At 71.0% G+C, this 7,364-nt stretch carries 6 protein-coding genes; 1 reads left to right on the forward strand and 5 read right to left on the reverse strand.

Annotated features, from left to right (window positions below; genetic code table 11):
- Window positions 1-142 precede the first annotated feature (142 nt).
- The 5 genes from ACE3Q3_RS20275 to ACE3Q3_RS20295 form a co-directional block, all read right to left on the reverse strand.
- On the reverse strand, window positions 143-1,735 hold the full coding sequence (locus ACE3Q3_RS20275) for an ABC transporter substrate-binding protein (protein ID WP_374449058.1): 1,593 nt from the start codon (window positions 1,733-1,735) through the stop codon (window positions 143-145).
- A 122-nt stretch (window positions 1,736-1,857) separates the two neighbouring features.
- On the reverse strand, window positions 1,858-2,946 hold the full coding sequence (locus tag ACE3Q3_RS20280) for an amino acid ABC transporter permease (protein WP_374449059.1): 1,089 nt from the start codon (window positions 2,944-2,946) through the stop codon (window positions 1,858-1,860).
- Window positions 2,943-4,097: an amino acid ABC transporter permease gene (locus ACE3Q3_RS20285; RefSeq protein ID WP_374449060.1), complete on the reverse strand. Its 1,155-nt coding sequence runs from the start codon at window positions 4,095-4,097 to the stop codon at window positions 2,943-2,945. Before ACE3Q3_RS20285 ends, ACE3Q3_RS20280 begins: the two co-directional genes overlap by 4 nt.
- 25 nt (window positions 4,098-4,122) lie before the next feature.
- The gene (locus tag ACE3Q3_RS20290; protein WP_374449061.1) at window positions 4,123-5,163 is read right to left on the reverse strand and encodes an amino acid ABC transporter substrate-binding protein; all 1,041 of its coding nucleotides are present in this window, start codon (window positions 5,161-5,163) and stop codon (window positions 4,123-4,125) included.
- Window positions 5,164-5,210: 47 nt separating this feature from the next.
- Window positions 5,211-5,891 (reverse strand): GntR family transcriptional regulator, encoded by a 681-nt coding sequence (locus ACE3Q3_RS20295; RefSeq protein WP_374449062.1) that lies wholly within the window; start codon window positions 5,889-5,891, stop codon window positions 5,211-5,213.
- A gap of 91 nt (window positions 5,892-5,982) precedes the next feature.
- Between ACE3Q3_RS20295 and ACE3Q3_RS20300 the strand changes: the two genes are divergently transcribed.
- Window positions 5,983-7,364 (forward strand): NAD(P)/FAD-dependent oxidoreductase (locus ACE3Q3_RS20300; RefSeq protein WP_374449063.1); only part of this gene is annotated, 1,382 nt, incomplete at its 3' end.

Consider the following 7,364-nt stretch of genomic DNA (forward strand, 5'->3'; position numbering starts at 1 on the left):
GTTTGTTTTCGAGGCGCTTGGTCTCGCCGGCGTCGGGGGGGGGGGGGCCCGCGCCCCCCGGGGGGGGGGGGGGGGCGGGGGGGCGGGGGGGGGGGGGGGGGGCCCCCCGCCGCCGATCGTCGGCTTCAGACCGGCGGCAGCGTCACTTCGCGACCGGCGACCGCTCGTCGATCCAGATGTCTTCCGGATACTGGTGCGCGAGTTCGGTGGCGTTCGGCTGCAGGCCGTGGACCCACGGCTGATAGGCCATCACCGCCTTGTTGTAGTTGAAGAACCACACCGGCGCCTCCTCGTAGAGGATGGCGTTGGCCTGGGCCAGCAGCTTGTTGCGCGCGCCCTCGTCGGCGGCCGCGGCCGCCTCGTCGAGCAGCTTGTCGAAGGCCGGGTTGTTGAAGCCGGAATAGTTGCAGGCGGTGCGCGGCGTCCGCGAGTCGAAGCAGCGCAGCGTCGACAGCGAGTCCGGGCCGGTCTGGTTCGAGGTGATGTAGCCCTGGAAGTCGCCCTTCATCGCGACCTCAGTCAGGACCGCGGTCTCGACCAGCTTCGGCTTCACCTTGATGCCGACACGCGACAGGTAGGGGATGGCGGCCTCGACGATCGGCAGGCCCCAGCTCTCGTTCTGGCTGGTCGTCCACTCGAACTCGAACCCGTCCTTGTAGCCCGCCTCGGCCAGCAGCTTCTTCGCCTTCTCGGGATCGAAGGCGTAGGGCTTCATGGCCTTGTCGTAGGCCGGGGACGCGATCGGCAGCCAGCTCGTGGCGCGATAGGCCTTGTCGCGGGCCAGCCGCTTGATGATGAGGTCGGTGTCGATGGCGTGGTTGATCGCCTGGCGCACCCGCTTGTCCGAGAACGGCTTGAAGGCCGGGTTCATCGTCATGTTGCGGGTGAAGACCTCGGCCACCTCGAGGATGCCCTTCGACAGCTCGGGATCGGCCCGGTAGGCGACGTACTGCGCCGGCCCGAGGATCGAGGTGTCGATCTCCTTGTTGCGGAAGGCCACGTCGCGCGCCGCGGCCTCGCCCATGACGAGCAGGTGGACGCGGTCGGCGTAGGGCTTGCCCGGCTTGTAGAACTTCTCCCAGCGCTCGGCGACGAGGCGCGAGCCGGGGACGTGCTCGACGAACTTGTAGGGACCGAGGCCGACCGGCGCGGCGCCGAAGTTGCCGCCCTCGACCGCCTCGCGCGGCAGGATCGAGGTGGTGTCGGCGGTGAAGTAGAAGCCGGGCTCGACGCGGCTGGTCGTCGTCATCTCGAGGGTGAAGTCGTCGATCTTGCGCAGGCCGGCGATCTCCTTGGCCTGGCCCTTCTCGACCTCGACGGCGCCCTTGATGATTCGGATGTAGCGGGCCCCGGGGTAGCCCTTGCCGCCGTCCATGATGCGCGTGTACGACCAGATGACGTCGTCGGCGGTCATCTTGCGGCCGTTGTGGAAGAAGGCGTCGTCGCGCAGCTTGAAAGTGTGCACGAGGCCGTCGGCGGAGACGCTGACCGACTTCGCCAGTTCGAGCACCGGCTTGTTGTTCTGCGTGTCCCAGTTGTAGAGCGTGCGGTGCAGGATCTTGGCGGCGATGCCGTCCTGTGCGCGCGGCGTCGTGTGGATGTCGAGGCTGCCGAGGCTGGCGCCATAGGGTGCGGTCAGTCGCAGCGTGCCGCCCTTGCGGGGCGTCTGCTGGGCCTCCGCGGTGCCCGCCACGACGAAGGCGAGCGCCGTCGCCGCCAGTAGCAATTTCCGCATCGTGTTTCCCCCTCGAGGATCGGCTTCGTGGTGCCCGCCATGGGCACGGCCGGTTGGAGTGTGGCGCACAATTACACGGCAACCGTCGCCGCCCGCAAGGGTCGCCGCCCGGCGGCGGGCGGTCAGTGCGGACGCTGCGCCAGCCGCCGCTCGAGGCGCTGGCTCCAGCGCGACATGGCGAAGCAGACGACCCAGAAGACGACGCCCGCGAAGACGTAGCCCTCGAGGTTGAGGCCGACCCATTTCGGGTCCGCCAGCGCCGACTGGATGATGCCGAGCAGGTCGAACAGGCTGACGATGAGGACCAGCGTCGTGTTCTTGAACAGCGCGATGAACTCGTTGACGAGGCTCGGGATGACGATGCGGATCGCCTGCGGTAGGACGATGAGGCCGGTCCCCTGCCAGTAGCCGAGGCCGAGCGACCGGGCGGCCTCGTACTGGCCCCGCGGAACCGCTTGTAGCCCGCCGCGGACGACCTCCGCCATGTAGGCGGAGATGACCAGCGCGAGGCCGATCAGCGCGCGCAGGAGCTTGTCGACGGTGACGCCGGCCGGGACGATCAGCGGCAGCAGGTTGGAGGCGAGGAAGATGATCGCGATGATCGGCACGCCACGCCAGAACTCGATGTAAACGACCGACAGCCAGCGCACCAGCGGCAGCCGGGACTGCCGACCGAGCGCCAGCAGCAGGCTGACCGGCACCGCGAGGATCGCGCCATAGAGCGCCATGAAGACGGTGACCATCAGCCCGCCCCATTCCCGCGTCTCGACCGGGGCGAGGCCGAGGACGCCGCCGGCCAGCAGGACGACGATGCCGGGGACCGACACCGCCGTCAGCAGGAGCGCCGCGACGCGCCGGACGCGCGAGGGCGGCAGGAAGAGCAGCGCCACCAGCCCCGCCACCACGAGGCCGGCGAGGTTCACCCGCCAGCGCTCGGCCTCGGGATAGAAGCCGTAGGCGAACTGCGCGAGCCGCACCCGGATGAAGACCCAGCAGGCGCCGCCGCCGGTGCAGGCCTCGCGGCTGTCGCCCGACCATTGCGCGGAGACGAGCGCCCAGTCGACCACCGGCGGCACGGCGAGCCACAGCACGTAGAGGCAGGCGAGCGTCACGGCGGTGTCGACCGGCCCGCGGAAGAAGTGGCGGCGCAGCCAGCCGAGCGGGCCGGGCCGGACGGCGGCGGGCGGGCGGATGGGCCGGGCCTCGCTCACCGGCCGGGCACCCGGGTGCGGGCTTCGTACCAGTTCATCAGCAGCGACACCGAAACGTTGATCGCCAGATAGATGGCGAGCGTGATCGCGATGATCTCGATGGCACGGCCGGTGTTGTTGAGCGCCGAGCCGACGAAGACCGAGATGATCTCGGGATAGGCGATGACGGCAGCGTAGGACGAGTTCTTGACGAGGTTGACGTACTGGCTGGTGAGCGGCGGCAGGATGACGCGCATCGCCTGCGGCAGGACGACGAGCCGCAGGATCTGGCGGCGACCGAGGCCGAGGGCCGCCGCCGCCTCGCGCTGGCCGCGCGTCACCGACAGGATGCCGCCGCGGACGATCTCGGCGATGAAGGCCGCGGTATAGGTGGTGAGCGCCGCCAGCAGCGCCAGGAACTCCGGGATGACCGAGACCCCGCCGCGGACGCCGAAGCCGCGCAGGACCGGCCGGTCCCAGTCGAGCGAGAGGGCGACCAGGACGGCGGCGGCGAGCGGCAGCCCGACCGTCAGCGCGAGGCCGGCTTCGGTCACGGGGAACGGCCGCCCGGTCAAGTCCTGCCGCGCCCGGGCCCAGCGCCGCAGGACGACGGTCGCGGCGAGCCCGGCGAGGAACATGGCCGCGACCCACCAGAAGGCGCCGCCCGTGACGGGCGAGGGCAGGAAGATGCCGCGGTTGTTGACGAAGCCGACCCCGAACAGCGCGATGCTCTGGCGTGGCGCCGGCAGGCCGCGGATCACGAGGTAGTACCAGAGCAGCACGAAGAGCAGCAGCGGCACGTTGCGCACCGCCTCGACATAGACGGTGGCGAAGCCGGACAGCAGCCGGTTGTGGGACAGCCGGCCGATGCCGACCGCGAAGCCGAGCACGGTGCCCAGCACGATGCCGACCGCCGAGACGAAGAGCGTGTTGGCGATGCCGACCAGCAGCAGCCGGGCATAGGACGAGTCCGGCCCGTACTCGACCAGCTTGAAGCCGATGTCGACGCCGGAGCGCGCCCAGAGGAAGTCGAAGCCGGTGGCGACGCCGCCGCGGGCAAGGTTGTCGGCGGCGTTGGCGACGAAGAACCAGACGACGGCCAGCACGCCCAGGGCGATCAGGCCCTGGGCGAGCCAGCCGCGGACGCGGCCGTCGTTCAGCAGTCTCGTCATTGCCGCCGCGGCCGGCGGGGGCCGGTCAGTCGAAGACCGGGGAGAACATCAGGCCGCCCTTGGTCCAGAGCTGGTTCTGGCCGCGTTCGAGCTTGAGGTCGCTCGCCATGCCGACCGACCGCTCGAACTGCTCGCCGTAGTTCCCGACCTGCTTGATGGCGTCGTACATCCAGTCCTTGGAGAGCCCGAGGATCTGGCCGGAATTGCCGCTCGCGCCGAGCAGCAGCCGGACCTCGGCATTCTTCGATTCCGCCCGCATCTTGTCGACGTTGGCCGAGGTGACGCCGTGCAGCTCGGCGACCAGCGTGCCGTTGAAGACCCAGCGGATGATGTTGTCCCAGCCGTCGTCGCCCTCGCGCGTCACCGGGCCCTGGGGATCGCGCGAGATGGTGCCGGCGAGGATGACGTGGTCGGCCGGGTTCTTCAGCTTGCGGCGCTGGCCGGCGAGCGCGCCGGTGCCGGCCGTGTAGGTGTCGCAGCGCTCGGAATCGTAGGCGGCGATGGCGTCGTCGTTCTTCTCGAACTTGACGATGTTGATCTTGAGGTTGCGCTCGCCGAACCAGTCGGTCGCGTTGCGCTCCTCGGTCGAGCCGGCGGCGACGCAGATCGCCGCACCGTCGAGGTCCTTGGGCTCCTTGATCCCCGCCGACTTGCGGACGATGAAGGTCTGGCCCTCGAAATAGTTGATCTGGACGAAGTTGAAGCCGAGCTCGGTGTCGCGCTTGAAGGTCAGCGTCGAGATGCGCGACAGCAGGTCGACCTGGCCCGAGGCCAGCACCGACCAGCGCTGCTGCACCGTCGTCGGGGTGTACTTCACCTTGTTCGCGTCGCCGAAGATGGCGGCGGCCACCGACCGGCAGAGATCGACGTCGAGGCCCTTCCAGACGCCCTTGTCGTCCGGGAACGACCAGCCGGGAATCCCGGTATGCACCCCGCATTCGAGATGCCCGCGCGCCTTCACGGCCGCCAGCGTCGGACTCTTCGCCCCGGGCGAGACGGACTGCGCCGCCGCCACCGCCGGCCAGCAGGCCGCCGCCGCGAGCGCCGCCGCCGCCAGCCTCTTCATGATGCTCCCCATGTTCCGCACTCCCCTTTCCTTGGCGTTGGAACCAGTCAAGAACCGTGCCGTGCCGCCCCTCCGGACGCCCTTCCGCCGAGCCGGACCGCCGCCGCCAGCGCCTTCTGCGAGTAGGCGATGTGGGCCTCGAGGAGCCCCACGGCCGAATCGATATCCCCCTCGCGACACGCGCGAAAGAGGTTCCGATGTTCGCGATGCGGCCGGTCGTTGCCGGTCGCCATCGAGACCCGCGCCCGCGCGAAGCGGTTGGCGTTGTCGAAATTGTCCTGGATCAGGCCGAGGAGCCGCGGCCGGCCGCAGGGTGCATAGAGCGCCAGGTGGAAGTCGCGGTTGAGCCGGCCGCGCTCGGTCGGGCCGTCGGCCGCGGCGTAGGCGTCCAGCACGGCCGCGATGCCCGCGAGGTCGGGGTCGGTCATCTCCGGGATCGCCAGGCGGAGCGCACGGCATTCGAGCGCGATGCGGATCTCCAGCATCTCCAGCGCGTCGGCGAGGGACACCGAGGAGACGACGGCGCCGCGATGGGGCTCGTAGGTGACGAGCCCGTCGGCCGCGAGCTGGCGCAGCGCCTCGCGCACCGGGCTGCGGCTGACGCCGTGGCGCGCCGCCAGCTCCTCCTGCCGCAGCGGCTGGCCGCCCGGCAGCGTGCCGTCGAGGATGCGGTCGCGCAGCTCGGCATAGACGCGGTGGGGCGAGGAGCCGGTCGCGCCGTCGTCCACCGCATCCCCCCCTTCCACGATTGGATACAATCCAGATAGGATTGTCGAAAATCCGGCCGCCGTCCAGCCCCCGGGCAAGGAGCCCCCGAACATGCGCACTGAGGATGCCGAGATCGCCGTCGTCGGCGCCGGGATCGTCGGCCTTGCCGTCGCCCACTACCTGTCGGCGGCCGGGCGGACCCGCATCGCGCTCGTCGATTCCGGCCCGCCGATGGCGCTGACCTCGGCCCGGTCGGGCGAGAACTACCGGAACTGGTGGCCGCACCGGGTGATGACGGACTTCACCGACCGCAGCATCGCCCTGATGGAGGAGATCGCGCGGGCGACCGGCAACCGCATCGGCATGAACCGCCGCGGCTATGCGCTGGCGACGCGGCGCGAGCGGCCGCAGGACCTGATCGACCAGCTCCATGACGGCTACGGCGCCGCGGCCGCGGCCCGGGTCCGGCTGCACGAGCCGGGCGGCGGCGCCTCCTACAGGCCCCCCCTGTCTGCCGACTGGGAGGACGCGCCGGACGGGGTCGACGTCCTGCTCGACCGGGCGCTGATCCGCCGCACCTTCCCGAGCTTCGACCCGGAGGTGGCGGCGGTGCTGCACATCCGCCGCGCCGGCGCCATCGCCAGCCAGCAGATGGGCCAGTTCATGCTGGAGCAGGTGCGCGGCCGCGGCGGCCGGCTGGTCCGCGGCCGGGTGGCGGCGATCGAGCGCCCGGGCGAGCGGCCGGGCGCCGGCTTCCGCCTCGGCCTGGAGACGCCCGACGGCCCGGCCGCGCTCGATGCCGAGATCCTGGTCGACGCCGCCGGTCCCCATGTCGGCGCGGTGGCGGCGCTGCTGGGCGAGGCGCTGCCGGTCACCAACGTGCTGCAGCAGAAGATCGCCTTCGAGGACCGCGAGGGCGCCATCCCGCGCACCATGCCCTTCGCCATCGACCTCGACGGGCAGTCGATCGACTGGACGGAGGAGGAGCGGGCGGCGCTGGTGGCCGACCCCGACCATGCCTGGCTGGCGGCGCCGATGCCGGGCAGCATCCATTGCCGGCCGGAGGGCGGCGATTCCGGGCGCTGGATCAAGCTCGGCTGGGCCTACAACCGGGCGGCCGGCGAGCCCGTGCCGGAGCCGGCCTTCGATCCCCATTTCCCGGAGGTGGTGCTGCGCGGCGCGGCGCGGCTCAACCCGTCGCTGCGCGCCTATTACGGCCGGCTGCCGCGCGGCGCCGTGCTCTATGGCGGCTACTACACGATGACGCCCGAGAACTGGCCGCTGATCGGCCCGCTCGCCACCCCCGGCGCCTTCGTCGCGGGCGCGCTGTCCGGCTTCGGCACCATGGCCGCCTGCGCCACCGGCGACCTCTGCGCCCGCTGGATCACCGGCGCCCCGCTGCCCGACTACGCCGCCAAGCTCGGCCTCGCCCGCTACGGCGATCACGCCCTGATGGCGGAACTGACGAACCTGGAGAGCAAGGGGGTGCTGTA

The organism is Allostella sp. (genome assembly GCF_041913585.1).
Classification (GTDB): domain Bacteria; phylum Pseudomonadota; class Alphaproteobacteria; order ATCC43930; family Allostellaceae; genus Allostella.